Here is a 26,963-nt window from a genome sequence, read left to right as displayed (position 1 = left end):
CACCGGAGCAGGTACCACGTGGTGGACGGACCACCGAACGCACCTCAACACAAAACCCGGCGCCAAGGAGTCCGCAGACTCCCCAGCGCCGGATTCCCCCGTCCCCCCGTTCCCCTAGTCCGTAGCGATAGCGCCCAGCACATTCATCCGCCCCGCCCGGAACGCCGGCACCAGCGCCGCGAACAACCCCACGAACGCCGACCCGGCAAACACCCCGCCGATCGTCATCCACGGAATCTCCAGCACCTTCAGCCCCTCAAGGGCGAGCAGTTGCTGAGCCGTAGCCCCCCAGCCCATTCCCAGGCCGAGGCCGAGCAGCGCTCCGAACAACGCGATCACCACGGACTCCAGGCGGATCATCCGGCGCAGCTGGCGTCGCGACAGGCCGATCGCCCGCATCAGGCCGATCTCCCGGGTCCGCTCCACCACCGACAAGGCCAGGGTGTTGACGACCCCCAGCACCGCCACCACGATCGCCAGGGCGAGCAGGCCGTAGACCATGTTCAGGAGCTGGCCGATCTGGTCCTTCAGTTCCTGCTTGTAGTCGGTCTGGTCGCGGACCTGGTATTGCGGGTAGGGGTCGAGTGCCGTCTTCAGGGCGGCGTACGCCTCCTTCTCCTGGCCCTTCTCGGCCTTGCCGAACAGCAGGTCGCTCGGTGGGATCTTGTCGGCCGGCAAGTACTTCTCCATCGTCGCGATCGAGAGGTACTGCGAGCCCTTGTCGATGGCCACGTCGTCGTCCGTGATCGCGGCGACCTTGAGCTTCGCCGTCGAGCCGCCCTTGAAGGCGACGGTCATCGTGTCGCCGACCTTCACGCCGTGCTCCTTGGCGTAGCCGGAGCCCACCGACATCGCGTCCTTGCCGTACGCGGCGGTCAGCGTCCCCGAGGTGGTGGCGCGGCGCAGATCGGAGGCGTACGTCGGGTCGGCGGCCGTCAGCTCGGTCTTCTCGGCCTTGCCGCCGGGCGGGGTCAGGGTGACCTCGACCTCCTTGTAGCGGGTGACGTGGGCCAGGCCGGGCGAGTTCTGCATCGCCTTCTCCGCCTGCGGCACGAACCGCTGGTTGCCCTGGACGATGAAGTCCGCGCCGACCGACTTGTCGAGTTCGTCAGTCGCCGAGGCCACCATCGACGAGCCGACCACCGAGAGGCAGGCGACCAGGGCGAGCCCGATCATCAGGGCCGCGCCGGTGGCGCCCGTCCGGCGGGGGTTGCGCAGGGCGTTGCGCTCGGCCAGGCGGCCGACGGGTCCGAAGCCCCGCAGCAGTACGGCGCTGAGCACCCGTACGACACCGCCCGCGAGCACCGGGCCGATGATCACGAACCCGATGAGCGTGAGCACGATGCCCGCACCGAGGACCAGCGAGCCGTCCTTCGCCTTGTCGGCGGTGGCCGCCAGGTACAACGCACAACCGCCCGCGCCCGTCAGGGCCAGGCCGATCAGGCCCCTCACCAGACCCGCCTTGCCGTCCGCCGGGGTGCCGGCGTCGCGGAGTGCGGCCATCGGGGAGACCTTGCCCGCGCGGCGGGCCGGGAGGTAGGCGGCGAGGACGGTGACGACGACGCCGAGGACCAGGCCGATCACCGGGGTGGCCGTCTTGATCGTCAGATCGTCGGTGGAGAGGTTCATGCCGGCCATCGACATCAGCTTCATCAGGCCGACCGCGATGCCGACCCCCGCGCCGACACCGAGGACGGACCCGACGAAGCCGAGCAGCAACGCCTCCACCAGCACCGACCGGTTGACCTGCTTGCGCGAGGAACCGATCGCCCGCATCAGACCGATCTCGCGGGTCCGCTGGGCGACCAGCATCGAGAAGGTGTTGATGATCAGGAAGATGCCGACCAGGAACGCGATCCCGGCAAAGCCGAGCATGGCGTACTTGATGACGTTCATGAACTCGCCGACGCCCTCACGGTTCTCGGCGGAGAACTCCTTCTGCGTCTGCACCTTGAACACACCGGTCGCGGTAAGGGTGTTGGTGACGTTCTGCTTCAACTGGGCGTCGGTGACCCCGCTCGCCGCCGTGACGTTGAGCTGGGTGAACCGCCCTGTGGCGCCCAGGAGTTCACGCTGTGCGGTGGCCGTGTCGAAGTAGACGACGGCGGCACCGGGGTTGGTCACCTTGAAGGTGGCGATGCCGACGATCCGCGCCTTGATGTCGCCGGTCTGCGCGATGGTGCGCAGCTCGTCGCCCATCTTCAGGTGGTGCTTGTCGGCGGTGTCGGCGTCGACCATCACCTCGGTGGGCCCGCGCGGTGCGTGACCGCTGGTGATCTCCATCGAACGCAGGTCGTTGCGCGTCCAGTTGCCCGCGATGGTCGGGGCGCCGGTGCTGGACCCCATGTTCTCGTTGTCGCTGTCGACGACGGTCACGTTCATCGAACTGACCGCGCCCTCCGCCGACTTGACGCCCTGGGCCTGCTTCGCCTGTGCAAGTACGGAGGCCGGCAGCGACTCGGGCACCCCGTTCTGCGGGGTGCTGCCGTCGCTCTTGGCCCCCTTCGGCGAGACCGTGACGTCGGACGCCGTGGTCGAGAAGAGCTTGTCGAACGTCGTGTTCATGGTGTCCGTGAAGACAAGGGTCCCGCACACGAACGCCACCGACAGCATCACGGCCACCGCCGACAGGGCCATCCGGCCCTTGTGCGCGAAGAAGTTGCGCATCGAGGTCTTCAGCACAGTCATGACGTACGCCCCCGCGCGTCGAAGTCCTTCATCCGGTCGAGGACGGTGTCGGCGGTCGGCCGGAACATCTCGTCGACGATCCGTCCGTCGGCGAGATACAGCACACGGTCCGCGTACGAGGCGGCCACCGGGTCGTGCGTGACCATGACGATGGTCTGCCCCAGCTCGTCGACGGACCGCCGCAGGAAGCCCAACACTTCAGCGCCCGCACGGGAGTCGAGGTTTCCGGTCGGCTCGTCACCGAAGATGATCTCGGGCCGCGCGGCCAACGCCCGTGCCACGGCGACGCGTTGCTGCTGACCGCCGGAGAGCTGGTTGGGCCGGTGCTTCAGCCGGTCCTTCAGCCCGACCGTCTCCACGACCTGGGCCAACCACCCCTTGTCCGGCTTGCGCCCTGCGATGTCCATGGGAAGCGTGATGTTCTCCAACGCACTGAGCGTCGGCAGCAGGTTGAACGCCTGGAAGATGAACCCGACCCGGTCCCGGCGCAGTTGGGTCAGCTTCTTGTCCTTGAGACCGGTGATCTCGGTGTCGTCAAGGTAGATCTGGCCGCTGGTGACGGTGTCGAGTCCGGCGAGGCAGTGCATGAGGGTGGACTTGCCGGACCCGGAAGGGCCCATGATCGCGGTGAACTGTCCCCGCGCGATGTCCACGTCCACATGGTCCAGGGCGACGACGCGGGTCTCACCGGACCCGTACGCCTTCACGACCTGCCGCGCCCGCGCGGCAACGGCCGTACGCCCGCCAGTGCCCCCGTGCCTGGTGATGGTCACAGCCGATGTCACGGTATGTCTCCTAAGTCGGTCGGCGCGGAGCCGCACTGATGCCCGGTAGTAGCCAGTAGCGCGTTGCTGCTCTGCGGTACGTGTATGAGTCTGCTGTCGGGAGGGGGTCCGGGTCTCTGACGCCCAGCGCAGTCTTCTGCGGGGGAAAACCCCACCCCCGGAGGTCCTGCACACCGCCCTTCAGCGGCATAAAGCCAGGTTAAGGACGGTCGACGCCCCGTCTCGTCCTCCGCCGGTACGAACCCTCCCCGAGCCGAAGTACGGAGGTCCCCCTAGGGCGTGTTTCGAAAGTGCTGGTCACAGCCACTCGTTGATGGCTGCGACCAGCACGGTCGCCTCGTAGCGGACGGCGAGCTTGTCGTACCTCGTCGCCACCGCACGGTGGCGCTTGAGGCGATTGATCCCGCACTCCACCGCGTGGCGCTCTTTGTAGTCGGCCGCGTCGAACTTCGGTGGCCGGCCGCCGTGGGATCCGCGCTTCTTGCGGTGGGCGATCTGGTCCCGTTTCTCCGGGATCGTGCAGCGGATACCGCGCCTGCGCAGGTAGGCGCGGTTCGCGCGGGAGCCGTACGCCTTGTCGGCACGAACCTTGTCCGGTCGGGTGCGCGGGCGGCCCGGCCCGAGCCGGGGCACCCTGATACGGCCCAGGACCACCTGGAACTGTGGGGAGTCACCGCGCTGCCCGGCCGTGATCACCAGCGACATCGGCTTCTGGGCCTGCTCGACCGCCAGGTGGAGCTTGGTCGTCAGCCCGCCCCGGGAGCGTCCGAGCCCGTGGTCGTCAGGCTCGGTGAACACACCACCTGGCGGCTCGACTTGCAGATCCCCTTTTTGCGGGCACCCGCCGCATGCTGGTGGGCGCGGGCGATGGTCGAGTCCACCGAGACGTCCCAGGTGATCAGCCCCTCGGCCTCGGCCCGGGCCTGCAGCTGCTCGAAGATGCGGTGCCAGGTGCCGTCCCGCTGCCAACGCCGAAACAGTCCGTACACCGTCTCCCATGGGCCGTACCGCTCGGGCACGTCCCGCCACGGAGCACCAGCGCGGGTGCGCCAGCGTATGCCGTCTATCAGCTGTCGCTTGGTGTGCACCGGTGGCCGTCCGGACTTCTTCCCAGCGGGAAGCAGGGGCTCTAGCTTCGCCCACTGCGCATGCGTCAGATCGTGCCTCCCCATGAAGTAGATCTTGACACATCAAGATCCACTTCTGAAACACGCCCTAGGGGCTGTCCACCTCACGGTGGAGCCGGTCTCAGGGTTGCCTCGCCCCTCCGACCCGGTCAGGCTCCACCCTCCCGCCGCGTCAGGGTCAAGTGGCAGAGTGGTCGGCGGCCGATAGATGCATGGGGAAAGGACTCGGGTGGGCAGCAGCCGCCGTACGAAATCCGCGATACCCAGCGCCGCACAGAGCGCGGGGGCCGGCACGGAGAAGCGGGGAGCCGTCGTCGCCGCGCTCATGCTCGCGATGGCGCTGGCCGCGCTCGACTCCACGATCGTCTCGACCGCCGTACCGCAGATCGTCGGCGACCTCGGCGGCTTCTCCGTCTTCTCCTGGCTGTTCTCGGGCTATCTGCTCGCCGTCACGGTCACCCTCCCCGTGTACGGCAAGCTCTCCGACACCTTCGGCCGCAAACCGGTCCTGATCGCGGGCGCGGCCCTGTTCCTCCTCGGCTCCCTCCTCTGCGCGCTGGCCTGGAACATGGGCGCGCTGATCGCGTTCCGGATCGTCCAGGGCCTGGGCGGCGGCGCCCTCCAGGGCACGGTCCAGACACTCGCCGCCGACCTGTACCCACTGGAGCAACGCCCGCGAATCCAGGCGAAGTTGTCGACGGTGTGGGCGACCTCGGCGGTGGCGGGCCCAGCGGTGGGCGGGGTGCTGGCGGCCTACGCCGACTGGCGCTGGATCTTCCTCGTCAACCTCCCCGTCGGCGCGGTCGCGATGTGGCTCCTGGCCCGCCACCTCCACGAACCGCAGCGCGACACCTCCGGCCCCCGCCCGCGCATCGACTGGTCGGGCGCGCTCGCGGTGTTCGCGTGCGGCGGCGTCCTACTGACGGCCCTCGTCCAGGGCGGAGTGGCCTGGCCCTGGCTGTCTGCACCGTCAACCGCCTTCTTCGGTACGGGACTTGCGCTGGTGTTCCTCGTGGTCGTGATCGAACGGCGAGCAGCGGAACCGATCATCCCCGGGTGGGTGTGGCGGCGCCCCACGATCGCGGCGGTCAACCTGGCGCTCGGCGCGCTGGGCCTGCTGATGGTGGCTCCAACCGTATTCCTGCCGACGTACGCCCAGTCGGTACTGGGCCTGGCCCCGATAGCCGCCGGATTCGTGCTGTCCGTATGGACGTTGAGCTGGCCGGTGTCGGCGGCGCTGAGCCAGCACGTGTACCGCAGGATCGGCTTCCGCAACACGGCGATGCTCGGCATCGGCACGGCGACCCTGATCCTGCTGGCGTTCCCCTTCCTCCCGTACCCCGGCTCCGCCTGGCAGCCCACCCTCCTGATGCTGCTGCTCGGCGGCGCCCTCGGCCTCTTCCAACTCCCGCTGATCATCGGCGTCCAGTCGACGGTCGGCTGGTCGGAGCGGGGTACGGCGACGGCCTCCGTCCTCTTCTGCCGCCAGACCGGCCAGACGATCGGCGCGGCCCTGTTCGGCGCGGTCGCCAACGGCGTACTCGCGTCCCGGCTGGGCGGCGCGAGCGACCTGGACTCGGTGACCCGGGCGCTCGACTCGACCGCCGCGCCGGAGGCGACCCGGCGGGCCATCGCGGACGCGGTGCACGCGGTCTACTTCGGCGCGGCGGGGGCGGCGGCGCTGGCGTTCGTGGCACTGCTGGTACTGGCGCCGCGCCGCTTCCCGGTGCTCAAGGACCCCGGGGACTCCGGGAGTTGACCGAGGGCGGCGCGGGGCCAGGAACCACTTGCCGCTCAGCCGGGCAGCCGCCACGTGTGCCGGTGTTCCCACGTCAGCGTGTTCCACCAGCGGCCGGACCAGTCGTCGCTGCGGGTCCGGTAGAGGGTGACCGTGTCTCCGGCGAAGGTCTCCGGGAAGGGCACGGGCAGGCCCCGTACGTACTCCTCCACCTCCCCGGACAGGTCGGGCCGCACATACAGGTCGTGCGAGACCAGCGAGAGGTGGGCCCGGAACGTGTCCGCGTCGAAGCGGTGTTCGGCGGGGTTCGGTGCGGGCGTCACCAGGGGCGCGACCGCCTTGTCGATGCGGGCGGCGAGGTTCACGAACGCCTCGTTCGGGGTGACGCCGTCCGCGAGATGGTGGACGTCGTAGACGAAGCCCACACCCAGGTTCCGTACGCCCGCGTTGTGGACGTCGAAGGCGGGCACCCCGGCCAGCGCGTCGGTGACAGCGGCGACGATCTCCCTGTCCGGGGCGGTGATGTGCTGGCTGCCGATCAGGGTCGCGTGGGGCGGGAACGCGCCGGCCGACACGAGTCCGTACTGGGCCCGCAGTTGCCCGGTCACGGCGGTCACCGCAGCGCAGGTCGTGGGGTCGGGGCGGAGGTAGACGCCGTAGCGGTACGGGTCCCCGGGGGCCTCGGCGAAGCGTTCGGTCACTGTCACTGTCCGGCCTGCTTCCGGTAGTCCTGGATCTTGGCGGTGGCGGCCTTCTCGGCGGCCTTGAGAGCGGTATCGAGCGGGACTGCTCCGCTGAACGCCCGCTGCATCTCGGGCACGACCGCGGCCCGTACGCCCGTCATCGCGCCGGTGAGGCAGCCGGAGGTGGCGGTCGTGGCCGCGGTGTCGGCGAACTGCTTGCCGAGGACGGCGTAGGGCTCGTTCTCGGCGAGGAACTGCTTCCAGGTGGCCGAGTTGTCGACGGCGGTGTTGATGGGGGCGTACCCGGACGCCTTGGCGAATCGTTCCTGTGCGTCGGCGGAGGCCAGGTGGCTGATCAGCTTCCAGCTCGCCACCTGCTCGGCGGCGCTGTGGCCGACCTGGTCCACCCACATCGCGGCGCCGCCGATCGCGGCCCCCGCACTCGACTTCGCACCGGAGAGCGGATACGGCAGCGCCGTGAAGCCGCTCATGCCCGCCTGCCTGATACCGCCGATGGCACCGCTGGAGTTGAACATCATGGCGGTCTTGCCGGAGACGAACGCCGTCAGGGCCGCGTTGCCGTCGGTGCCGGTGTCGAGTGCGACGCCGTCGGTGTAGAGCTTCGCCACGGTCCCGATCGCGCCGCGCTGCGCCTCGCTGGTCAGCGACAACGCCGTGGCGCCGGCGCCCTTGCGGCCGTTGTCCGGAGTGCAGTAGGGCACTCCGGCCGCAGCGGTGAGCTGCTCGAACCACCAGCCGTCGAACGGCTGGTCGAGGCCCTTCACGCCAGGCACCTCGGCACGCACCTTGCGGGCCGCCGCGGCCACCCCGTCCAGCGTGCCGAGTGTCGAACGGTCCACCCCGGCCTTGGCCAGCAGCTTGTCGTTGACGTACAGCAGCGGCATGGACGTGTTCAGTGGTACGGCGAGCAGCGTGCCGTCGGCCGTGTAGTAGTTGCGGGCCGCCGGACGCAGCTGGTCGAGGTCGAGGTCCGACGGGTTGGCCGCCGCCATCGCCTGCGCGGAGACCGTCTGCTTGGCGTCACGCAGATAGCCGGTGGTGACGTCGTTGGACACCATGACGCTCGGGGTGCCGCCGTCGCGGATCGACGACGTGTACTTGGCGATGGCGTCGGCGTAGCTGCCCTGGAACGACGCCTTCACCACGATCTTCCCGGTGTTGGCCTTGTTGAACGCGTCGATCTCGTCCTGGAACGCCTCCCCTGCGGGGCCGCCGAGCCCGTGCCACAGGGTCACGGTCACCGGCTCCTTGGCGCCGGCCAGCGCCGACGGCCCCGGCGCGGCTCCGGTCGCCTCACCGCCGCCGGAGCCGCCGCAGGCGGTGAGGGCCGCCGCGCAGGCGGTGGCCAGGAGGGCGGCAGCGAGGCGCGGGCGTCCACGCGGTCGTCTGGGCCGGGAGGGCATGGGAGGCGCTGAGGGCATGGAGAGCCTGGGGGACATGACGGATGACCTTTCTTGCCTTGTTTCTCAGGTGGTGACCCGGGCGGCCAGGCCCCGGATCAGGAACCGCTGCCCGAACAGCACGAGCAGCAGCGTCGGCAGCAGGACGAGCAGGGTGCCGGCGTAGATCACGGCCGGTGAGGTGGCCTGGTCGACGACGAGTTGGGCGAGGCCGACCTGGATGGTGCGGCGCTGGGGGGAGTCGGTGATCAGCAGCGGCCAGAAGTAGCCGTTCCACGCCGACAGCGCGCACCACATCGCCGCCGTGACGACCTGCGGACGAGCCATCGGCAGGACGACGTGCAGCAGTGCCCGCAGATCGCCGCAGCCGTCCAGCCGGGCGGCCTCCCAGGTCTCGCGCGGCAGCGCCAGGAACGCCTGGCGCAGCAGGAACACCGCGTATCCGGCGGCGAGATAGGGGACGACGACGCCGGCCACGGTGTCGCGCAGCCCGAGTTCCGTGACGGTCTCGAAGTTGGGGATGACCAGGCTCTCCCCGGGGAACGCCAGGGTGGCCAGCACCAGCGCGAAGGCGACTCCCCGGCCGCGCCACCGCGGGAACACGAAGGCGTACGCCGCCAGCGCGGCCGTGGTCAACTGGGCCGCCGACTGCACCACCGTGACCGCCACGCTGACCAGGTACTGCCGGGCCAGCGGAGCCGAGTCCAGCGCCTGGCGCACGTTGTCCAGGGTCAGCCGGGTCGGCACCGGGACAAGGCGGCCGGCGGCGACGTCGCCCTGCGGCAGCAGCGCGGTGACGACGGTGACGTAGACGGGGAACGTGACGGCGACGACGATCGCGCCGAGCCACAGCCAGCGCAGGACGGAGCTCACCGGCAGACGGTTCGGCCCACCCTTGGGCGAACGATTCGACGGACGGTTCGACTTGCGGTTCACGCCGACCCCCTCCGCAGCACCAGGAACTGGACCGCCGTGATCGTCAGGACGAGGGCCAGCAGGACCATGGCCAGGGCGGAGGCCGAGCCGAGGTCGGGCAGCGCCTCGCCGAACGCCCGCTGGTACAGCTCGTACACCAGGGTCGAGGTCGCGCCGGACGGGCCGCCGCGGGTGAGGATCTGCACCTGGGTGAAGATCTGGAGTCCGCTGATCGTCTGCGTGACGAGGAGGAACACCAGGCTCGGGCGGAGCATGGGGATGATCACCGACCGGGCCATCCGCAGGCCGGACGCGCCGTCCAGCGCCGCGGCCTCGATGACGCCCTGGTCGAGCTGGCTCACCGCGGCCAGCAGGACGAGGAAGGCGAACCCGAACTCGTACCAGGCGGTCGCGAGCGAGACGCTGAGCACGGCCCAGGCGGGCGACGCCAGCCAGGCAGGCCCCGTGACGCCGAGGCCGGCCAGCACCTCGTTGAGCGTTCCGATCGCCGGCGCGAACAGCCCGGCGAACACGGCCGAGGACGCGGCGGCGGAGTAGGCGAAGGGCAGGGAGAGCAGCAGCGACACCACGGCGCGCGGCCGGCGGGCGGCCCGGCGCAGCGGGAGTACGGCGGCCAGGGCGCCGCCCACGGAGAGCACGACGCTGAGCACGGCGATGGTGCCGGTGGCCAGCAGCGCCCGGCGCAGACCGGGGTCGGTGACCACGTCGGCGTAGTGCGAGACCCCGACGAACCGGGAGGGGTTGCCGAGCAGATCGGTGCCGTAGAGGCTCAGCGCGACCCCACGGACGACCGGCCAGTACGCGAAGACCAGCAGCAGACCGACACACGGCAGGACCATCAGGGGTCCGGAGAGGCCGCGTGGCGAGCCGGTGCGGCCGTACGACTTTCCGGCCGACTTTCCGGCCGGCCCGTGCGGCCCACCGCGACGGAGTGGAACGTTCCCAAACATGTGTGGAACGTTCCCATTCCCGACCTGACAGAGACAGGGGGCGCGCGGTGAACAACTCGTAAATAACCCGTCGCGCCGGGGCGCGCTCCGGGGCGAACTAGCTGTCGCGGGCCGGAGCCGCCGTCGTCCGCCCCGTCACGAGCGAGCCGGGCAGCGCCTGATGATGCGCGGGCGGCTGTTCGCCGTCCAGCAGTTGCACCACCGTGTCCACCGCCCGGCCGCCGACCAGGTCGATCGGCTGCCGCCAGCACGTCAGCCCGATCAGGGGTGACGCCAGATCCCCGATCCCGTCATAGCCGGTGACGGACAACTGCCCCGGCACGGCCACGCCCCTCAGCTGGAGCTGTTCCAGCAGGGCGGCGGCGTGCCGGTCACTGGGCGCCATCACGGCGGTGACGGCGGGATGCCGCAGCACCTCGGTCACCCAGGCGCCGGCCGTCTCCCGGTGCGGCCCGGCGATCTCCAGAACCCGCACCCCGCGCTCGCGCAACCGGCGCGCCATGGCCGCCGTACGCGGTCCCATCGTCACGGAACTGCTCGTCGGCACGGTGATCACCGCGACGTCACGGTGCCCCAGGCCGACGAGATGGTCCGCCAGCGCGGCACCGCCCTCCTCCTCGTCGCAGTAGACGCTGGTGATGCTCGGGTGGGTCTCGGGGCGTCCGGCGACGACGGTCGGCAGCCGGGCCGCGAAGGGCAGGATCCGCTCGGAGGGCAACAGGCCGCTGCACACGATCAGCGCCTCGACGCGCAGCATCGCCAGGGTCTCCAGCGCCCGGTGCTCGTCCTCCACGTCGAACCGCCCGGACCCGGTCGCGGTGACCACGCGGTACCCGTGGAAGGCGGCGCGTTCCTGCATCGCGGTCAGCAGATGGCCGTAGAACGGCGTCGCCGCGTCCCGGACGAACACCCCGACGGTGTACGTCCGATGGGCCACCATGGCCCGGGCGACCGCGTTGACGACGTAACCCAGTTCCCGCGCGGCGTCCAGAACCCGCAGCCGGGTCTCCTCGCCCACGCTGCCCCGGCCGGAGACGACCCGGGAGACCACCGACTTGGACACACCGGCCCGGCGGGCCACATCTATGATCGTGGGGCTGCGCGGCCGGTCAGCCATCGATCAGGCTGTCGTCATCGACAGTCAGGTTCTCGTCGGCGAGTACCGCCGTGGCCGCCGCGCCCCCGGTCCACACATGGGCGCGCCAGCCGTGCGCGCGGGCCGCCTCGACGTTCTCCGGCCGGTCGTCGAAGAACACGACATCCGACGGCGCCCGGCCCAGCAGCCGGTCGGCCGCCCGGTACACCAGCGGGTCGGGCTTCTTCAGCCCGAGGTCGCAGGAGAAGACCAGCGTCTCGAAGACCCCGCTCCACGACGCCCCCCGGACCGCTTTCGCCAGCGACGCGGGCGCGTTGGAGAGGACGCCCAGCGCGATCCCGCGCCGCGCGAGCCGGTCGAGCAGTGCCGCCGCGTCCGGGGCGAGCGTCGCCCAGCAGTCGGTGTCGAGCCGGTCGAGCCGCTCGACCCGGGCCGCGTCCAGCGAACGCCCGAGCCCGGCACCGACCGCCCCCCAGTACTCGCCCGGGGAGGCACCCAGGTCGTAGGCGTCCCGGTGGGCCCAGTACGGCCCGGCCAACTCGGACTCCGGCACGTCGAGGGCCCCGGCGAGTACGGCCAAGGCTCGGCCGGAGGGCGCCAGGACACCGCCGAGATCCCAAACGACGACGGTCGGCGAGGCATTCTGGGCACACTGAGCACTCTGGGAACGTTCCACACGCAGGATGATAGCCAACTCCCCCACCGACAGCGCGAGCGGAGTCCATCCACCACCCTGGACGATTCCCTTCGGCCCCTACTCGGCCGCCGCGGCCCGCCCCGTGAGCGTGGTCAGGCTACTGCGTACGTGGTCCATGTGGGCCTGTACGTCGTCCCACTCCTCCCCGTGCTCCCGCAGGACGCGCTCCGTCTCGCGGGCGATGCGGTCCTCCTGGACGCGGGCCTCGGCGAGGATCTCGGCGGCGCGGACCCGGGCGCCGTCCTCGATACGCCCGACCGACTCCTCGGCGTCCACGAAGGCCCGCTTCGCCTCCGACAGCGCCGCCTCGGCAGCCGTCACACGCTCCATGTACCGCGCATCCAGGGCGACTTCGCGCTCGCCGGCGAGCCGCTCCTCCGCGGCCCACCTCTCCGCATACTCCTTCTCCTGCTCGGCGAGCAGCCCCGAGGTCCGCGCCCGCATCTCGCGCAGCGCGGCCAGCGCCTCGCCCCGCCCCTCCTTGATCTCCCGCCGGGCGCCGATCCGGATCTCGTCGGCCTCGGCGCGGGCGGCGAGCAGCCGGTGCCGGGCACGTTCGTCGGCCTCGGCGCGTACGGCCTGGGCAGCGGCCTCCGTGGCCTCCCGCAGGGCGTCCGCGCGGGCCTCGGCAGCCGCGACCAGCTGCCGCGCCTCGCCGCGCCCCCGCTCCCGCACGGCGCCTGCCTCCTCGGCGCCCAACTCCCAGAGCCGCCGGGCGCGTTCACCGAGGCTGTCGTACGTCTGCGGAGCGAGCCCCGCGACGACCTCCCGCAGCCGCTCCGACTCGGCGCCCATCTGCCGGGCCAGCACGGTCAGCCGCGCGGCCCGCTCCCAGGCGGCGTCCCGCTCCGCGGAGAGCGCGGCGGCATACGCGTCGACCTGATCGGGCCGGTAACCACGCCCTCGTCCGGCCCCGAACCCGTACGACGACATCACTGCGTTGCTCATCCCGCAACCCCTCTCCACGTACGAAGTAATGATTTCGCGCACATCTTGATGGATTGGGATGAAATGTGCCTAACGCGACACTCCGGGCGGGGTCACGGTCCGTATCTCGGCATGCGGAAGGGAGGGGGTGGGTGACCGTACGGTCACCCACCCCCTCCCTTCCTGGAACGGCTCTGGAGTTACAGCAACCCGTCCCACATCTGCTCGAGCAGCACCGACCACCAGCTCTCCGGCGAGCCGAGCGCCGCCGGGTCGAGGGAGGCAAGTTGGGCCTGGAAGTCGACGGTCCAGCGGCCCGCCTGCTCCTGGTTCAGGCCGTAGCGCAGCCGCCACATACGGCCCAGCAGCGCGAGACAGCGCGCGAACTCGGGCAGGCCCGTGTTCACGAACTGCGGCGGTACGGGTGCGCCGCCCGGCCCCGGCTCCACAGGCACGGCGACGATGTTGGCGGTGCCGTACTGCACGCAGATCGCCTTGCCGAAGTCGCTGCCCATGACGAGGTACGAGCCCGCGTCCGACGCCGGCCGCACCCCGCGCTCCTGCGCCAGCTCGGCAAGCGTCGGCACCGGCCGCCCCGGCTGGGCCTGCGCCCAGAAGAACGGCCCCATGTCGGCGGGCAGCCCGGCGACGACCAGGGTGTGCGCCACGATCGGCGGCACGCCCTGCCGCGACACCGCGGCCTGGTCGAACCGGAAGACCCCCGGCCCGAACGCACCGGCCAGCTCCTGCGCGACCGCCTCCGGCGGGATCGGCGGCGCGGGCTGGATGGGCGGGAGGGGCGCGCGTACGGGCCCGGGTCGCGCGGGTCCGTCCGCGACCTGGTGCAACTCGCCCTGGTGCGCGAGGAGTTGGGCCATGCCCTGCTGACGGCTCGCGTGGTCGGTGCCGTAGGGGGCGATGCTCGTGATCCGGGCGTTCGGCCACTGCTCGCGGATCATGCGCGCACAGTAGGCCCCCGGCAGCTCGCAGCTCTCCAACTCGGTGTGAAGTTCGAGGACTTGATCCGGCGGGACGCTCATCGCCCGCAACTCATGAAAGATCTGCCACTCCGGATGCGGCGTCCCCGGCGCGGACCGCCGAATCAACTGCTGCTCCGACCCATCGGGGGCGCGGTAGCGAAGAACGGCCTGGTAGCCGGGGCCGACGGTGGGCTGACCCGGCGGGGGGTAGCCGTAGGAGGGGGCGGGCGGCGGCGGGAACCCGGGGGTGGGCGCACCGGGGGCGTGCATCCCCGGCGCCGACTGGGCGGGGGCGGCGGGGCCGGGGGGGGCCATTCCGGGTGCCGCCAATCCGGGGGCGGGCCGACCGGCGGGGGTGGGCATGCCGGGGTTGGGCTGACCGCCCGGAGCGGGCATACCGGGGGCGGACTGGCCACCGGGGGTGGGCGTGCCCGGGGCGGGCTGACCACCCGGAGCAGGCATGCCGGGGTTGGGCTGGCCACCCGGCGCCGGGATACCGGCGACAGGCTGACCACCCGGTGCGGGCATGCCGTGCGCCGACCGACCGCCGGGGGGCGGGGGCACGGCACCGGGAGGCGCCGGGGACTGGGGGGAACTCGGGGGCGCGCCGGGGGTGCCCTGAGCACCGGGAGGGCTCTGGGCACCGGGGGCACTCTGGGTACCAGGAGCGCCCTGAGCGCCAGGCACGCCAGGGAAACCAGGAGTGCCCTGGGAGCCGAGGGCACTTTGCGCGCCTGGGGAACCGGGGGTGCCTGGAGTACCCGGGTAACCAGGGGCGCCTGGGGCACCGGGGGTTCCTGGAGCCCCGGGGAAGGCCGGGGCGTCTTGGGGACCGGGGGAACCGGGAGCACCAGCAGTGCCCGGAGCCCCACGGAAGCCGTGTGCGCCGGGAGCGCCAGCGGTTCCGGGAGCCCCGGGGAATCCCGATGCGCCCTGGGAGCCGGGGGCGCCAGGAGTGCCTGGAGCCCCGCGGAAGTCAGGTGCGCCGGGAGTACCGGCGGTTCCCGGAGCCCCAGAGAAACCCGGGGCGCCCTGCGAACCCTGCGCCTGGGAACCAGGACTGCCAGGAACCCCACGGAAATCAGGTGCGCCAGGAGCACCAGCAGTTCCCGGAGCCCCAGAGAAACCCGGGGCGCCCTGCGAACCCTGCGCCTGGGAACCAGGACTGCCAGGAACCCCACGGAAATCAGGTGCGCCAGGAGCACCAGCAGTTCCCGGAGCCCCAGAGAAACCCGGGGCGCCCTGCGAACCCTGCGCCTGGGAACCAGGACTGCCAGGACTGCCCGCAGCCCCACGGAAGCCCGGAGCGCCGGATCCGCCAGGCTGACCAGGAGCGCCTGGGGCACCGGGAGCCTGAGGCGGCGGAGGCACACCGGGGGCGCCGACCGGAGGACCGGCCAGCATGGTCTCGGCGCGATGCACGGAATCGGGGGCGCCAGAGCCGCCGGGAGCACCGGGAGCGGGCGGTACGCCTTGCGCACCGGGCACGCCGGGGGCACCCGGAGGCTGCGGAGCGCCAGGGGCGCCCGGCGGACGGGGTGCGTTGGCGCCGCCGCCCTGCTTGGGGTCGGCGAACATCGTCGCGGCCTGGTGAACGCCCTCAGGAGGCACACCCCCGGGCGAGTTGGGAGCACCAGGCCGGTTCGGGGCACCAGGAGCACCCGGCGGCAACGGAGCGCCAGGCGGATTCGGCGCACCCGGAGCCCCGGCCACACCGGGCCGCCCAGGCGTACCCGGAGGCTGGGGCGCACCCGGCCCACCAGGCGTACCGGGAGCACCCGGAGCACCCGGCGGCGGAACCGCACCCGCACCCCCGAGAGCCCCCGAGGGCTGAGCCCCACCGGGCCCACCGGGCCGACCAGGACCGGAGAACATCGTCGCGGCCTGATGAACACCACCAGAAGGCGCACCCCCGGGCGAGTTGGGACCACCGGGCGGATTCGGAGCACCCGGAGCACCCGGAGCACCCGGAGCACCCGGAGCACCCGGAGCACCCGGCGGATTCAACCCGCCAGACCCCCCAGCAGCAGCACCAGAACCCTCACCACCGGACCCACCGGACCCACCGGCCCCCTCAACCCCCTCCGACCCAAGCGCCGAAACAAACTGCGTAGGCACATACCCACCCGCAGGACCGGCCCCCGCCGCCGGAGGCACACCCCCCGGACGGGCGCCCGGAGTTCCCGGTGCGCCCGGCGGTGGCGGAGTGCCCGCGCCCCGGGCGCCGCGCGGCGGCGGGGCCTTGCTGGTCGTCGCGTCGGCGATGTCGCCGGCGTTGGGCGCGAGTGCACGCCCCGGAGGGTTCGGCGCACCCTGCGGATAGCCGTACGAGGGCCCACTCGCCCCCTGCGGGTAGCCATACGCCGGACCCGAAGCCCCCGCCGGCCCCGACGCCCCCGCCGTCCCCGGAGGCCCCGCCGGCCCCGACGCCCCGTCGAAGGCGTCCCGGGCACGCGGAAGGTCCTCGTCGCCCAGCGGCGGCGAGAACACCGTCGCCGGCAGCGGTACGGAACGGTCCTCGCCCGCGTCCACGCTGGTCGTGTCGGTCCCCGTCCAGGGCGTGGCCCCCGGCGGCACCGCGTCCGACGGGGGCGCCACCCCACCCGCGTCACCGCCGGAGGCACCCGTACCCGCCCGCCGGTCCGGAATCCCCAGCTTGTCCGCCGCCTCCTGCAACCACTCCGGCGGAGTCAGCAGGAACGACGTCTGGTTCAGGTCGACCCTCGCCGGAGGCGCCGGTACCGCGTCCTCGACGGCGTCCGGACGGCCGTACTCCTCCTCGTACCGGCGGATCACCTCGCCCACCGGCAGAGCGGGCCACAGCGTGGCCTCACCGCTGTCCCGGGCGAGTACCAGCCGCTGGGCGCCCCCGTCCGAACGCGGACCCTCGGCGCGGTCCTCCGCCCAGACCACGAACCCCAGCTCGAACTCCCGTACCCGCGCCTCCCGGTGCTGGTACGACGGCACATCCCCGTTGACCCATTCCTCGGCGCGCTCCTGCGCCTGCGCGAAGGTCACCATCGGTCAGTTCACTCCCCCACCGAAGTCACCCGAAGAAGCAGAAGAAGCAGAAGAACCCGAAGAACCCGAATTCGCCGTAGGCACGACGCGCGCGAAGCCGCCGTCCACCATCAGGTTCGCCACCGTCTCCAGCTCCGGCGGATTGCCCGCGAGCCGGGACAGGAACTGGTCGAAGTCGTCGCCGCACGGCAGCAGCAGCCGCCGCACCCGGTCGGCCGGCGGCCACGTCGGATCGACGTCCCGCGCGTCGTCGTACGCGCAGAACCACACCGAACCGAGCCGCTCACCCTTCACCTTCAGGGCCAGCAGACCGCCCTGCACGAAGGCGACGCACAGGTAGTCCTTGGTCAGGTGGTCGCGCAGACACTTGTTGACGTACACGAGGTCGTTCACCGCGGCCTCTTCCCGCACCGTGAAGAACGGCTGGTCCACCAGCAGCCCCAGCTCGGCGTCGAGCGCGGCGCCCACCGGCGCGCAGCCGCCCGCCGCCTTCAGGAACGAGCGGTAGGCCCCCGGCAGGCGGTAGCCGAGGTCCTCCTCGACGCCCTGCACCTGCTGCTCGGTCACCGCGACCGCCGACTTCGGCAGCGCGAAGTGCACCGGCCGCGTCTCCTGCAACGGACGCGTGCCCCGCTTGTGCTGGTCGACCGTCGACGTCGCGATGCCGCCGTGGTGCCGCAGCAGCGCCTTCACCTCGACCGGGACCAACTCCAGCCGCCGGCCTCCCGGCGCGTGGTGCCACGTCCAGCCGTGCGGCGTCGCCACCGCCGGGACCGTGTCCCACAGCTCGTGCCCGGACGCGGCCAGCGCCGCGTTCGCCGACACGTAGTCCGTCAGCCGCAGTTCGTCGACGCCGAAGCCCTCGGGCGGCTCGGCGATCTCCGCCACCGCACGCGCGTAGAGCGAGAAGTCCGGATAGCCGTGTTCGTCGACCCGTACCCCTCTCGGGTGCCGGGTGGCCCGTACCGGGTCCGGGAAGTGCACGACCTGCCCGGCATAGGCCGCGTTCGGCGGCACGGCTCGCTGCCCGAGCCGACCTGTCGTCATGGCGGTTGCCCCCTGCGGCGTTCTGTAAGGCCCGCACATCAGTGCGGTCCGTACGTCTGTCACATCACGTGCACGTCACATCCCGTACCCCCGCACCCGTCCCGACCGCCAGCACATCAGTACGGACAGCCACCCGGACGAGGCCGCGGTTCGCGGTTGCCCGACAGCCTATGCGGTACGCCGACACCGGTCACCGGCACCAGCCACCGGCCCTCCGGTTCCGTGACCTGCCGTCACCCTGCCGTGACGGTCCGCCGAAGCCCTGGCGTGTCACACCGCCCCAGCTTCCGCACCAGCCACGCCATTTGGCACTCTGTGTCCGCCGGGGGGATGTACGGGGGAGGCACCGGAGGGGATGACGATCATGAACGCGACACAGACGGGGACACAGACAGGCAGGCCCACAGGCAGGCCGACGGACGGTTCCACGGGAACACCCGCGCCCGGAACGCACGGCACGGGCGGCAGACCCGGCGGCGACCCACGCGTCGGCTGGAGCGCGAGCGAGACGCCCCGCGTCCCCACCCTCCGCCACCGCCGCGACGGCATACTCCCGACCGTCGCCGCCGCCCTCTCCGTACGCGGCGCCACCCTCACCGGCACAGCCGCCCGCGGCGACCAACCACCCGCCCTGCACCCCCTCGTCCAGGACTTCCTCGACACCCTCACCAGCACCCAGCGCGACCGCGCCACCGGCCGCTGCGCCGAGGCGCTCCTCATATCCCGGCAGATCACCGTCGCCGACGAGGCCCGCAGCAAGCGCGCCGCCCGCAAACCCATGACCCACGGCGAGGCCCGCAGGGCACTGAAACAAGCCAAACTCACCACCCGCCACATCCGCGAGGACGGCGACCCCCTCCACGGCGGCTTCGCCGCGCCCTGCCGCTCCTGCACAGCACTCAGCGCCCACTTCGGCGTCCGCATAGTCGACCCGTCGGCCCCGACCGACTGACGCCCGCACCCCCACCCCCACCCCCCCACCTGCACGACGGCGCCACGCGCCGGTCCATGACCTCGACGATCGAAGGGCAGATGCACACCGACCGCACCTCCTCCCCCATTCCCCCGCATCCGTTCGGGCCAGGGGAAACCTCGTCCCGCTTCCCCACACCCGTCGACGCCGCACTGCGCGCCGCCGGCTGGCAGCCCGGACGCTGGGACATAAAGCAGGCGGAGATCTGGGCCGACGCCCTACGGGGCCACACCTCCCCCGCCGGCCACCGCCACGCGGTCTTCCCCGCCGCCGTCGAGGCCTGGGCCGAATTCGGCGGCCTGCACATCACACCCCCCGGCCCCGGCCGCCAGGTCGCCCCCACCGCCCTGCACCTGGACCCCCTGCACGGCCTCCACATGGCCCGCACCCTCGCCGACCTCGGCCGCGCCCTCGACACCGAGGTCTGCCCCCTCGGCGAGGAACAGGAGACCCAGTCCCTCCTCGCCATCGACACAGAAGGCCGCGTCTACGCCCTCGACCACACCGGCGACTGGTACCTCGGCCCCGACATCGACCAGGCCCTGTCCACCCTGGTCACCGGCCTGGAACCGATACGCCTGACGGCACCCTGAGCCCCCCTCTCGGACCGAGTCGGGTGCGCAACCGCGCCCAGAAAGAGCCCGAAAGGGGCGCGGGGAACTGCGCGACCAACCCCCACCGGGCCCGCGCTGAAAGAACCGCACAACCAGCGGAGCGCTCACGTCGGAATGACCGCCGACACCCGAAACCCCCCGGCCTCCGTCGGCCCGGACACGAAAACACCGCCCAGCGCGGCGACCCGCTCCTTCATCCCGAGCAGGCCATTCCCACCCGACGGCAACCCCACCGACGAGGCCGAAGCCGGCTCGGGCGGCGGCTCGTTCTCCACCTGCATCGCGATCTCACCACCACGATGAGCAAGCCGTACGTGCGTCTTCGCACCGGCCGCGTGCTTGTGGACGTTCGTCAACGCCTCCTGCACCACGCGGTACGCGGTCTGCTCCACCTCCGCGCCATACAGCCGCACATCCCCCTCCACCGACAGATCCACGACCATCCCCGCAGCCGCCGACTGCCCGATCAACTCCTCCAACTCCTCCAGACAAGGCCCGTCCCCCACACCGTCACCACCCTCAGCAGCACGAGAAGCAGCCACCGCCGCAGCCACCCCCACCGCCGCCAACGGCACACCCTGCACCCGCCGTTCGAACCCCTCCCCCGACCGCAGCACCCCGAGCATCTCCCGCAGCTCGGTCAAGGCCTGCCGCCCCATGTCCCCCACCAGGGCGGCATTCCGCACAGCCTTCTCGGGATCCTTCCGGGCAACGGCCTGCAGCGCCGCAGCATGCACGACCATCAAACTCACCCGATGCGCGACGACGTCGTGCATCTCCCGCGCGATACGCGTCCGCTCCTCGTTGCGCGCCCACTCCGCCCGCTCCTCGGCCCGCTCGGCCAGCAACTGAAGCTCCCGCTCCAGACTGTCGGCCCGCTCCCGAAGACTCTCCATCAGCCGCCGCCGGGCCCCCACGTACAGCCCGAGCAGCAAGGGCGGCGCGGTCACGCCCAGCGAAGTAGTAATGGCAACGACGGGAACGAACCAGTCCCCGATCTTCAAACTCCCATTGGCCATGTCCTGATGCGACCGCACGAACGTCACGATGAGCGTCCCGACCATCGCCATGCCTGCCAAGGCCCCGATGATCCGCCGAGGCAGTTCGCTGGCGGCAAGCGTGTAAAGCCCGACGACCCCCATCAGGAAGCCCATCTGAGCGGGCGTAATGGCAATGGCGACCAGCACAACAGCAATAGGCCACCGCCGCCGCAACACCAGAACAGACCCGGCGACAAGCCCGAACACGGCCCCGGCGGCCACGGGAATCCCCGCGTCCCGCGCGAACGGCACCCCCTCCGCCGCACACTCCCCGGCGGACAGCACCGCGAGCCCCACGTCCAGCACCGCACTGCGCCACCTGGCCCACCACCACGGCCCGGTCAAGGCCGCGGCGTGGTCTTCCCCCGTAGTGGTCATGCGTCCAGCCTACGGGCGCACACCCCCGCTTTTCCGGCGAGTTTCGACGACTGGCCTACACCACACGGCGCCGCGACACCGCAATCGAACAGAAGCGAAACCCACCAGAATCCCTCGAACTGCTGAATCGCGCACCGTTCGACCCCGGAAGCGACGATTCCGCCCCGAGGGTTTGCCTATGGAACATGCATGCGGCAAGTACGCGGATTTCGAGGCACTGCGGGAGCGGGCGGTGGCGCTGCGGCGGGAAGGCCTCAGCCGTCGCCAGATCCGCGACCAACTGCGCGTACACAACAACGACATCCTCAACCGCCTCCTGGAGGGCGAGCCGCCCCCGGAGTGGACGAAGCGCCCGAACGCGAAGGACGACCTGAGGCACCGGGCAAGGGAACTCCGCCTCCAGGGCTGGACGTACGACCGAATCCAGATGGAACTGGGGTGCTCGAAGAGTTCGATCTCGCTGTGGGTACGGGATCTGCCGAAGCCGGAACGACGGGATCCTGCGGAGCAGGCGAGGCTGGCGGGCCGGAAACGGTGGGAGCACGAACTGGCGGTGCGGGACGAGGAACGGCAGCGGACCAAGGCGGCGGCATCCCAGGAAATCGGCGAGATGTCCGATCGCGACTTGTTCATGACGGGCGTCGCGCTCTACTGGGCCGAAGGCAGCAAGGACAAGCCCTACGCCCGTCGAGAGAACGTCATCTTCGTCAACAGCGATCCCGGCATGATCAAGGTTTTCGGGGCCTGGCTGAACCTTCTCGGGATTGAGCGCGAGCGCCTGCGCTACAGCGTCATGATCCACGAGACGGCGGACGTGGCCGCAGCCGAGCAGTACTGGGCCGCTCTCGTGGGCGCCGACCGCTCCGCGTTCTACAAGACGACCCTCAAGAAGCACAACCCCAAGACGGTCCGGAAGAACGTCGGCGACTCCTACCGAGGATGCTTGGCCGTCAGAGTCCTGAAGGGAGCCGACTTGTACCGCCGCATCGAGGGGTGGTGGTCTGGCATGGTGGTGGAGGCCGAGCGGCGAACCGCGTAGGCTACCCCCATATTCCCCCGTGGTGTAATCGGCAACACACTCCGCTTTGGACGGTGTATTTCAGGTTCGAGTCCTGGCGGGGGAGCCATGCTCGGTTCGGGTCCTGACAGCTCAGTCAGGGCCCTTACTCATGTCCCACACGAAACGCCCCGGTATCCTGCGGATGTCCGCCCCTCCCCCTCCGCAGCCGAAAGGCACACCCCGTGAGCGCCAATCGCCCCGCCGCCGTCGTCGTACTCGCAGCGGGTGAGGGCACCCGTATGAAGTCGGCCACACCCAAGGTCCTGCACGAACTCTGTGGCCGTTCGCTGGTGGGTCATGTGCTCGCCGCCGCCCGCGAGTTGGACCCCGAGAACCTGGTCGTCGTCGTGGGGCACGCCCGCGAACAAGTCACCGCCCACCTCACCGAGACCGACGCCAACATCCGTACCGCCTACCAGGCACAGCAGAACGGCACCGGTCACGCCGTACGCATGGGACTCGAAGAGCTTGGCGGGACCGTCGACGGGACTGTGGTGGTCGTCTGTGGCGACACCCCCCTCCTCACCGGAACCACTCTCCGCTCCCTCGCCGCCACCCACTCCGCCGACGGCAACGCCGTCACCGTGCTGACCGCCGAGGTGCCCGACGCGACCGGGTACGGGCGGATCGTGCGGGACGGGGCGTCCGGGGCGGTTACCGCGATCGTCGAGCACAAGGACGCCAGCGACTCGCAGCGAGCCATCCGTGAGATCAACTCCGGGGTTTTCGCCTTCGACGGGCAGCTCCTCGCCGACGCTCTCGGCAAGGTGCGGACGGACAACTCTCAGGGTGAGGAGTACCTCACCGACGTACTCGGCATCCTCCGCGAGGCCGGGCATCGCGTTGGGGCCTCCGTCGCCGCCGATCATCGTGAGATCGCCGGGATCAACAACCGTGTGCAGCTCGCCGAGGCGCGGCGGATTCTCAACGACCGGCTGCTGACCGCGGCCATGCTCGCGGGGGTCAGTGTCATCGACCCGGCGAGCACCTGGGTCGATGTGACGGTCACCTTCGAGCAGGACTCGATCGTGCACCCGAACACGCTCCTCCAGGGCGCCACGCACCTCGCCGAGGGTGCCGAGGTCGGGCCCAACTCGCGGCTCAAGGACACCCGGGTGGGGGCGGGGGCCAGGGTGGACAACACCGTTGCCGACAGTGCCGAGGTGGGCCCCCAAGCCACCGTCGGGCCGTACGCGTACCTGCGGCCCGGGACGCGCCTCGGGGTGAAGTCCAAGATCGGGACGTACGTCGAGACGAAGAACGCGTCGATCGGTGACGGGACGAAGGTGCCGCATCTGTCGTATGTCGGGGACGCGACGATCGGGGAGTACACCAACATCGGTGCCGCGAGTGTGTTCGTGAACTATGACGGCGAGGCGAAGCATCACACCACCGTGGGGTCGCACTGCAAGACGGGTTCCGACAACATGTTTGTGGCGCCTGTCACGGTCGGGGACGGTGCGTACACTGCGGCCGGCTCTGTGATCACGAAGGATGTGCCGCCTGGTTCGCTGGCCGTGGCCCGGGGCCAGCAGCGGAATATCGAGGGTTGGGTGGCTCGTAAGCGTCCGGGGAGTGCCGCGGCGAAGGCTGCCGAGGCTGCTTCCCGGGAGCAGGGCGACGGAAGCTGACCGGAAACAGGTAGGTCGGACTCGGGCTACCGTGATAGGTGCACACCCGCACACCCCCAGCTGAGCAGGCCTGTCAGGGCTGATCACGGCTGAGACACCACCTCTGAGGAGACAGTGCTGTGACCGGGACCAAGACGACCGGCGAGAAGAAGAAGATGATGTTCTTCTCCGGCCGCGCCCACCCCGAGCTTGCCGAGGAGGTCGCCCAGCAGTTGGGGGTCGGGGTTGTCCCGACGAAGGCCTTCGACTTCGCGAACGGTGAGATCTACGTTCGTTACGAGGAATCGGCGCGTGGCGCGGACTGCTTCGTGATCCAGAGCCACACGGCTCCGATCAACCAGTGGATCATGGAGCAGTTGATCATGATCGACGCGCTGAAGCGTGCGTCGGCTCGTTCCATCACCGTGATCGTGCCGTTCTACGGTTACGCGCGGCAGGACAAGAAGCACCGCGGACGTGAACCGATCTCGGCGCGTCTGATCGCGGACATGATGAAGACGGCGGGTGCGGACCGCATCCTCACCGTCGACCTGCACACGGACCAGATCCAGGGCTTCTTCGACGGCCCGGTCGATCATCTCTTCGCGCTGCCGCTGCTCGCCGACTACGTGGGCGACAAGGTGGACAAGGGCAAGCTGACGGTCGTCTCGCCGGACGCGGGCCGGGTGCGCGTGGCCGACCGCTGGTGCGACCGTCTGGGTGCGCCGCTGGCGATCGTGCACAAGCGGCGCGACAAGGACGTGGCGAACCAGGTGACCGTCCACGAGGTCGTGGGTGAGGTCAAGGGCCGCGTGTGCGTTCTCGTCGACGACATGATCGACACCGGTGGCACGATCTGCGCCGCGGCGGACGCGTTGTTCGCGCACGGTGCCGAAGACGTCATCGTGACGGCGACGCATGGTGTGCTGTCGGGTCCGGCGGCGGACCGGCTGAAGAACTCCCGGGTGAGTGAGTTCATCTTCACGAACACGCTGCCGACGCCGGGTGAGCTGAGCGCGGACCTGGACAAGATCAAGGTGCTGTCGATCGCGCCGACGATCGCGAGTGCGGTGCGTGAGGTGTTCGAGGACGGTTCGGTGACGAGCCTGTTCGACGAGCAGTAAGCCTGCCCCTGTGGAGGCAGAACGCTTCTGCATGATCGATTTTTCTGCGGCCTCCCCTGCCGAGTAGTCTGTCCAAGTTGCTCGGCGAGGGAGGCCGTACCCATCTGGTACGGCTGTCCGTTATCGACGCGCTCTTCGTAGCAGGCCGTTCGTGGCCGGGTGACCTGTCCGTCTCTCACCCGTACGAGGAGTGAAACGCATGTCCGAGGTAAAGCTCACCGCCGAGACCCGCACCGAGTTCGGCAAGGGCGCCGCCCGCCGCATCCGCCGCGAGGCCAAGGTGCCTGCGGTCGTCTACGGCCACGGTGCCGACCCCGTCCACATCGCGCTGCCGGGCCACGAGCTGGCGCTCGCCCTGCGTACCCCGAACGTCCTGCTCACCCTGGACATCGAGGGCCGCACCGAGCTGGCGATCCCGAAGGCCGTGCAGCGTGACCCGCTGAAGGGCTTCCTGGAGCACGTCGACCTGCTCACCGTGAAGCGCGGCGAGAAGGTCACCGTCGAGGTCTACGTCCACACCGAGGGCGAGCTTGCCCCGGGTGCGTACCTGCTTGAGCACGTGCTGAGCACGCTGACGGTCGAGGCCGAGGCGACTCACATCCCCGAGTCCGTCACGGTGTCCATCGCGGGCCTGGAGGCCGGTGCCTCCATCCTCGCCAAGGACATCCCGCTGCCCGCCGGGACCACGCTGGTGATCGACGAGGACGCGGTCGTCCTCCAGGTCCTCGCCGCGCAGGCGGAGGAGGCTCCCGCCGAGTCCGAGGCCGCCGAGAGCACCGAGGGCTGATCCTCAGCTCGGTAGAGTTCGTCGGCCGCCGCTTCCGTACCGGAGCGGCGGCCGACGCGCGTATCAAGGACTCGTATCAAGCACTCGTATCAAGGACGCGTATCAAGAGGGAGAGATGAACGTGACGACGGATGCGTCCGCCCCCTGGCTGGTCGTCGGTCTCGGCAACCCCGGGCCGGAGTACGCGGCCAACCGCCACAACGTCGGCTTCATGGTGGCCGATCTGCTGGCCGGGCGGATCGGCGGGAAGTTCAAGCGGGCCGGGAAGGCGCAGGCGCAGGTCGTGGAGGGGCGGATCGGGCCGCCGGGGCCGTTGAACCGCCGGGTGATCCTGGCAAAGCCGATGTCGTACATGAATCTGTCGGGCGGGCCGGTGAACGCGCTGAAGGACTTCTACAAGGTGCCCGTCGCCAATGTCGTCGCGATCCACGACGAGTTGGACATCGACTACGGCACCCTGCGGCTGAAGTTCGCCGGCGGGGACAACGGGCACAACGGGCTGAAGTCGATGACGAAGGCCTTCTCCGCCGAGTACCACCGGGTGCGGTTCGGGATCGGGCGCCCGCCGGGCCGGATGCCGGTCGCCGACTTCGTGCTGAAGGACTTCTCCGCCGCGGAGCGCAAGGAGCTGGACTACTTCGTGGACCGGGCCGCGGATGCCGTGGAGTGTCTGGTGATCGAGGGTCTTGAACGGGCGCAAAGCACGTACAACTCCTGACTTGTCCGGTCGTCCGGGCCGCCCGAGGTTGACTCTTCGTCGAGGCATGGCCAATGATCCCCGCCATGCCTGCCACAGCCACTTCTTCCCGCCAGGCCTCGGTCGCCGCCCTCCGGTTCGGACAGCTCGCGGCGATGGGTACGGTCGCCGCGCTGATCCTGATCGCGGGCGTCTGGGCGTCCTGGGGGACGGCCCAGCACGTGATGCTCGCCAAGGGCCGTGAGCAGGGCACGATGACCGTGGCGGAGTGCGAGGACGGCGTCTGTACGGGGTCGTACCGGCCGGTGTCGGTGGGGTCCGAGGCGCGGGGCGAGGTGGTCCTGGACCAGACGGTCGGGGTCGGCGCGGGCGAGACGTACACCGTGGTCGTGAAGCCCGGCAGCCGTGATGTCGTACGGTCCGGTCCGGCCGGTTTCCTGTACGCCTGGGTGCCGTTGGGTGGCGCGCTGCTGCTGGCGTCGGTCGTGGTGGCGGGCGGTCTGGGGCTGCCGCGGACGGGCTGGGCGCTGGCGGGGACCGGTTTCGCGCTGGTGACGGCGGCGTGGGTGGCGTTGTAGAGGACA

Annotated in this window: 22 protein-coding genes and 1 tRNA gene; 10 read left to right on the top strand and 13 right to left on the bottom strand. The window is 70.8% G+C overall.

The genetic code is table 11. The annotated features are described in order from the left end of the window. Nucleotides 1-114 precede the first annotated feature (114 nt). The 3 genes from LUX31_RS27780 to LUX31_RS27770 all read right to left on the bottom strand — a co-directional run bounded on the left by LUX31_RS27780 (nucleotide 115) and on the right by LUX31_RS27770 (nucleotide 4,645). Complete coding sequence (locus tag LUX31_RS27780) at nucleotides 115-2,688, bottom strand: ABC transporter permease (RefSeq protein ID WP_235478045.1); 2,574 nt, start codon at nucleotides 2,686-2,688, stop codon at nucleotides 115-117. Next, a complete protein-coding gene (locus LUX31_RS27775) occupies nucleotides 2,685-3,473 on the bottom strand; it encodes an ABC transporter ATP-binding protein (protein ID WP_235478044.1) in 789 nt (262 codons plus the stop codon). Before LUX31_RS27775 ends, LUX31_RS27780 begins: the two co-directional genes overlap by 4 nt. A 297-nt stretch (nucleotides 3,474-3,770) precedes the next feature. Beyond that, nucleotides 3,771-4,645, bottom strand: a protein-coding gene (locus tag LUX31_RS27770) for an IS5 family transposase (RefSeq protein ID WP_235474839.1) whose coding sequence is annotated in 2 segments (ribosomal slippage) — nucleotides 3,771-4,298 and nucleotides 4,301-4,645 — 873 coding nt in all. Because the reading frame shifts where the segments join, the coding sequence is not laid out codon by codon here. A 163-nt stretch (nucleotides 4,646-4,808) separates the two neighbouring features. Between LUX31_RS27770 and LUX31_RS27765 the strand changes: the two genes are divergently transcribed. Beyond that, nucleotides 4,809-6,359 (top strand): MFS transporter, encoded by a 1,551-nt coding sequence (locus LUX31_RS27765; RefSeq protein ID WP_235478043.1) that lies wholly within the window; start codon nucleotides 4,809-4,811, stop codon nucleotides 6,357-6,359. A 35-nt stretch (nucleotides 6,360-6,394) separates the two neighbouring features. Here LUX31_RS27765 and LUX31_RS27760 read toward each other — a convergent pair whose 3' ends face one another. The 9 genes from LUX31_RS27760 to LUX31_RS27720 all read right to left on the bottom strand — a co-directional run bounded on the left by LUX31_RS27760 (nucleotide 6,395) and on the right by LUX31_RS27720 (nucleotide 18,096). Continuing rightward, nucleotides 6,395-7,045, bottom strand: a complete 651-nt coding sequence (locus LUX31_RS27760; RefSeq protein ID WP_235478042.1) for a 2'-5' RNA ligase family protein — start codon at nucleotides 7,043-7,045, stop codon at nucleotides 6,395-6,397. Then, nucleotides 7,042-8,481, bottom strand: coding sequence for an extracellular solute-binding protein (locus LUX31_RS27755; protein ID WP_235478041.1), 1,440 nt, complete (start codon nucleotides 8,479-8,481; stop codon nucleotides 7,042-7,044). Before LUX31_RS27755 ends, LUX31_RS27760 begins: the two co-directional genes overlap by 4 nt. A gap of 27 nt (nucleotides 8,482-8,508) precedes the next feature. Beyond that, nucleotides 8,509-9,315 (bottom strand): carbohydrate ABC transporter permease, encoded by an 807-nt coding sequence (locus LUX31_RS27750; protein ID WP_235478040.1) that lies wholly within the window; start codon nucleotides 9,313-9,315, stop codon nucleotides 8,509-8,511. A gap of 59 nt (nucleotides 9,316-9,374) precedes the next feature. Further along, nucleotides 9,375-10,328: a carbohydrate ABC transporter permease gene (locus LUX31_RS27745; protein ID WP_235478039.1), complete on the bottom strand. Its 954-nt coding sequence runs from the start codon at nucleotides 10,326-10,328 to the stop codon at nucleotides 9,375-9,377. 97 nt (nucleotides 10,329-10,425) lie between these two features. Next, nucleotides 10,426-11,445, bottom strand: coding sequence for a LacI family DNA-binding transcriptional regulator (locus LUX31_RS27740; RefSeq protein WP_235478038.1), 1,020 nt, complete (start codon nucleotides 11,443-11,445; stop codon nucleotides 10,426-10,428). Next, the gene (locus tag LUX31_RS27735; RefSeq protein WP_235478037.1) at nucleotides 11,438-12,100 is read right to left on the bottom strand and encodes an HAD family hydrolase; all 663 of its coding nucleotides are present in this window, start codon (nucleotides 12,098-12,100) and stop codon (nucleotides 11,438-11,440) included. Before LUX31_RS27735 ends, LUX31_RS27740 begins: the two co-directional genes overlap by 8 nt. Nucleotides 12,101-12,178: 78 nt before the next feature. Further along, a complete protein-coding gene (locus tag LUX31_RS27730) occupies nucleotides 12,179-13,069 on the bottom strand; it encodes a cellulose-binding protein (RefSeq protein WP_235478036.1) in 891 nt (296 codons plus the stop codon). Between the two features lie 179 nt (nucleotides 13,070-13,248). Further along, nucleotides 13,249-17,049, bottom strand: coding sequence for an SUKH-4 family immunity protein (locus LUX31_RS27725; protein WP_443046006.1), 3,801 nt, complete (start codon nucleotides 17,047-17,049; stop codon nucleotides 13,249-13,251). 3 nt (nucleotides 17,050-17,052) lie between these two features. Next, entirely contained in the window at nucleotides 17,053-18,096 is a 1,044-nt protein-coding gene (locus LUX31_RS27720) for an SMI1/KNR4 family protein (protein ID WP_235478035.1), read from the bottom strand. Between the two features lie 355 nt (nucleotides 18,097-18,451). On the opposite strand from LUX31_RS27720, the gene LUX31_RS27715 reads away from it, so the two are divergent. Both LUX31_RS27715 and LUX31_RS27710 read left to right on the top strand, forming a co-directional pair. Further along, complete coding sequence (locus LUX31_RS27715) at nucleotides 18,452-19,048, top strand: YwqJ-related putative deaminase (RefSeq protein ID WP_235478034.1); 597 nt, start codon at nucleotides 18,452-18,454, stop codon at nucleotides 19,046-19,048. A gap of 80 nt (nucleotides 19,049-19,128) precedes the next feature. Then, complete coding sequence (locus LUX31_RS27710; RefSeq protein ID WP_235480082.1) at nucleotides 19,129-19,662, top strand: SUKH-3 domain-containing protein; 534 nt, start codon at nucleotides 19,129-19,131, stop codon at nucleotides 19,660-19,662. 125 nt (nucleotides 19,663-19,787) lie between these two features. Here the strand turns inward: LUX31_RS27710 and LUX31_RS27705 are convergent, their stop codons facing one another. Beyond that, nucleotides 19,788-21,101 carry a sensor histidine kinase gene (locus LUX31_RS27705; RefSeq protein WP_235478033.1) on the bottom strand — a complete coding sequence of 438 codons (1,314 nt, stop codon included), beginning with the start codon at nucleotides 21,099-21,101 and terminating at the stop codon, nucleotides 19,788-19,790. A 178-nt stretch (nucleotides 21,102-21,279) separates the two neighbouring features. Here LUX31_RS27705 and LUX31_RS27700 point away from each other — a divergent pair, with 178 nt between their 5' ends. The 7 genes from LUX31_RS27700 to LUX31_RS27670 all read left to right on the top strand — a co-directional run bounded on the left by LUX31_RS27700 (nucleotide 21,280) and on the right by LUX31_RS27670 (nucleotide 26,957). Then, on the top strand, nucleotides 21,280-22,140 hold the full coding sequence (locus tag LUX31_RS27700; RefSeq protein WP_235478032.1) for a hypothetical protein: 861 nt from the start codon (nucleotides 21,280-21,282) through the stop codon (nucleotides 22,138-22,140). 13 nt (nucleotides 22,141-22,153) lie between these two features. Continuing rightward, nucleotides 22,154-22,228 (top strand) — tRNA-Gln (locus LUX31_RS27695). 115 nt (nucleotides 22,229-22,343) lie between these two features. Continuing rightward, a complete protein-coding gene (gene glmU / locus LUX31_RS27690) occupies nucleotides 22,344-23,792 on the top strand; it encodes a bifunctional UDP-N-acetylglucosamine diphosphorylase/glucosamine-1-phosphate N-acetyltransferase GlmU (protein ID WP_235478031.1) in 1,449 nt (482 codons plus the stop codon). A gap of 119 nt (nucleotides 23,793-23,911) precedes the next feature. Beyond that, entirely contained in the window at nucleotides 23,912-24,895 is a 984-nt protein-coding gene (locus LUX31_RS27685) for a ribose-phosphate diphosphokinase (protein ID WP_235478030.1), read from the top strand. A gap of 199 nt (nucleotides 24,896-25,094) precedes the next feature. After that, nucleotides 25,095-25,682, top strand: coding sequence for a 50S ribosomal protein L25/general stress protein Ctc (locus LUX31_RS27680; RefSeq protein ID WP_235478029.1), 588 nt, complete (start codon nucleotides 25,095-25,097; stop codon nucleotides 25,680-25,682). Nucleotides 25,683-25,797: 115 nt separating this feature from the next. Beyond that, nucleotides 25,798-26,400 carry an aminoacyl-tRNA hydrolase gene (gene pth / locus LUX31_RS27675; RefSeq protein ID WP_235478028.1) on the top strand — a complete coding sequence of 201 codons (603 nt, stop codon included), beginning with the start codon at nucleotides 25,798-25,800 and terminating at the stop codon, nucleotides 26,398-26,400. Nucleotides 26,401-26,465: 65 nt separating this feature from the next. Then, nucleotides 26,466-26,957 carry a hypothetical protein gene (locus LUX31_RS27670; RefSeq protein WP_235478027.1) on the top strand — a complete coding sequence of 164 codons (492 nt, stop codon included), beginning with the start codon at nucleotides 26,466-26,468 and terminating at the stop codon, nucleotides 26,955-26,957. Nucleotides 26,958-26,963: the final 6 nt, after the last annotated feature.

It is taken from the genome of Streptomyces sp. GQFP, assembly GCF_021545335.1.
GTDB lineage: Bacteria > Actinomycetota > Actinomycetes > Streptomycetales > Streptomycetaceae > Streptomyces.
Note: the sequence above shows the minus strand (reverse complement) of the source record. Positions and strands in the feature narration are given on the sequence as shown.

Excerpts from the sequence above, each read along its gene's own strand:
- LUX31_RS27705 (WP_235478033.1), bottom strand. The coding sequence starts at position 21,101 with ATGACCACTACGGGGGAAGACCACGCCGCGGCCTTGACCGGGCCGTGG.
- LUX31_RS27720 (WP_235478035.1), bottom strand. The coding sequence starts at position 18,096 with ATGACGACAGGTCGGCTCGGGCAGCGAGCCGTGCCGCCGAACGCGGCC.
- LUX31_RS27765 (WP_235478043.1), top strand. The coding sequence starts at position 4,809 with ATGCATGGGGAAAGGACTCGGGTGGGCAGCAGCCGCCGTACGAAATCC.
- LUX31_RS27725 (WP_443046006.1), bottom strand. The coding sequence starts at position 17,049 with ATGGTGACCTTCGCGCAGGCGCAGGAGCGCGCCGAGGAATGGGTCAAC.
- LUX31_RS27680 (WP_235478029.1), top strand. The coding sequence starts at position 25,095 with ATGTCCGAGGTAAAGCTCACCGCCGAGACCCGCACCGAGTTCGGCAAG.
- LUX31_RS27730 (WP_235478036.1), bottom strand. The coding sequence starts at position 13,069 with ATGAGCAACGCAGTGATGTCGTCGTACGGGTTCGGGGCCGGACGAGGG.
- pth (WP_235478028.1), top strand. The coding sequence starts at position 25,798 with ATGAACGTGACGACGGATGCGTCCGCCCCCTGGCTGGTCGTCGGTCTC.
- LUX31_RS27740 (WP_235478038.1), bottom strand. The coding sequence starts at position 11,445 with ATGGCTGACCGGCCGCGCAGCCCCACGATCATAGATGTGGCCCGCCGG.
- LUX31_RS27700 (WP_235478032.1), top strand. The coding sequence starts at position 21,280 with ATGGAACATGCATGCGGCAAGTACGCGGATTTCGAGGCACTGCGGGAG.
- LUX31_RS27755 (WP_235478041.1), bottom strand. The coding sequence starts at position 8,481 with ATGTCCCCCAGGCTCTCCATGCCCTCAGCGCCTCCCATGCCCTCCCGG.
- LUX31_RS27780 (WP_235478045.1), bottom strand. The coding sequence starts at position 2,688 with ATGACTGTGCTGAAGACCTCGATGCGCAACTTCTTCGCGCACAAGGGC.
- LUX31_RS27745 (WP_235478039.1), bottom strand. The coding sequence starts at position 10,328 with ATGTTTGGGAACGTTCCACTCCGTCGCGGTGGGCCGCACGGGCCGGCC.
- LUX31_RS27710 (WP_235480082.1), top strand. The coding sequence starts at position 19,129 with ATGCACACCGACCGCACCTCCTCCCCCATTCCCCCGCATCCGTTCGGG.
- LUX31_RS27670 (WP_235478027.1), top strand. The coding sequence starts at position 26,466 with ATGCCTGCCACAGCCACTTCTTCCCGCCAGGCCTCGGTCGCCGCCCTC.
- LUX31_RS27715 (WP_235478034.1), top strand. The coding sequence starts at position 18,452 with ATGACGATCATGAACGCGACACAGACGGGGACACAGACAGGCAGGCCC.